The sequence below is a fragment of the Snodgrassella sp. ESL0324 genome (assembly GCF_013344955.1).
Lineage (GTDB): Bacteria > Pseudomonadota > Gammaproteobacteria > Burkholderiales > Neisseriaceae > Snodgrassella > Snodgrassella alvi.
In genome coordinates, this window is record NZ_JAAEDS010000011.1 from 1 (window position 1) to 1,167 (window position 1,167).

2 protein-coding genes are annotated in these 1,167 nt (G+C 41.5%); both read left to right on the top strand.

Translation table 11 applies throughout. The annotated features are described in order from the left end of the window. Positions 1 to 533, top strand: a 533-nt coding sequence (locus tag GYY70_RS02155; RefSeq protein ID WP_304944916.1) for a hypothetical protein, incomplete at its 5' end; no start/stop codon positions are given. An 11-nt stretch (positions 534 to 544) separates the two neighbouring features. After that, a partial coding sequence (locus GYY70_RS02160; protein ID WP_370521133.1) for a hypothetical protein occupies positions 545 to 1,167 on the top strand: 623 nt, incomplete at its 3' end.

Here is a 1,167-nt window from a genome sequence, read left to right on the forward strand (position 1 = left end):
GCGGATGGCAGAATGCAGACCAGACCAAACCATATTATTGGTTAAAAATTGGCCGGTGGTTGTCTTTCCCTGAAACCGGCAGTCCAATTTATTTGCCTGCAACTACCATTCGTGAAGGACTGATTAAATACCGGAATGACGGCAATCTGCACAAAGACAAGTTTTGGCGGCTGGCTTTATTATATCCTGATTTAATAACAAATAATGTTATTAACATTGCCGATCTTAGAGGTGTTTTTTTACGGGGCTTAGACGATGGCCGGGGTATGGACAGACTAAGAAATATAAATAGTTTTCAAAATCATAGTATTCAAGGTCATAGCCATTATTTGCCAACCTCAACAAGTGCAAATGGAAATGAATGGGCTATTCCGGATGATGTTTGGACGTGGGGTAAGTCAAATAAAATTCCATCAAGTACGACTGATAAGCCAGCTAAAACTTTAAAAGATGGCAGTTACGGGGACGAGGGCAACTGGGCGGACGAAACGCGACCGGTAAACATTGCCATGCTGATTGCAACCAGAATTTAGAAAGATATGTGATGCAGATATATTCATACAATAACGAGACGAAAGAGCTGATACCTGAAACCTTACGAGAAGCAGATTATCTGGATGCCTGCACACCAAGTATTCCGTTAAATTCAGTTATAGCAAATAGTAAATTGCCGGTTTTATTAGAAAATCAGACATTTATCGTAACCGGAAAGCGAAACGCGGACGGATATTTTACGGTGACCGGAAATGTATCGACAATCGACGATTTTCGCGGACAGAAGGTTTATCTCAAAACAACCGGAGAAGAAATCGTGTATAGAGAGTTAGGAGCCTTTCCTGATACTGTTACCTCAATTGTGCCACCTCCATATAGCCAATGGTCAGAATCTGAAAACAAATGGGTTGAAAAAACCAATGCCGAGGAATTGCGTTTAAAAGACCGGCGTAAAAACGCCGGCAGTCTGAATCGTAACCAGATATTAACTCAGATTGAGCTGGAGCATGGGGAAAATAAAGAAAAACTGGTGGAAATTGCAGAGCGGGAATTGACCGGTATTCATCTGATTAAAGTGCGCAATGCCATCATGGAAGCACAGACATTCACACTGGAAAATGATGATATCTGGCAGTTTTTTACTGATACCTTGGATATTGATCAGGACAGGCT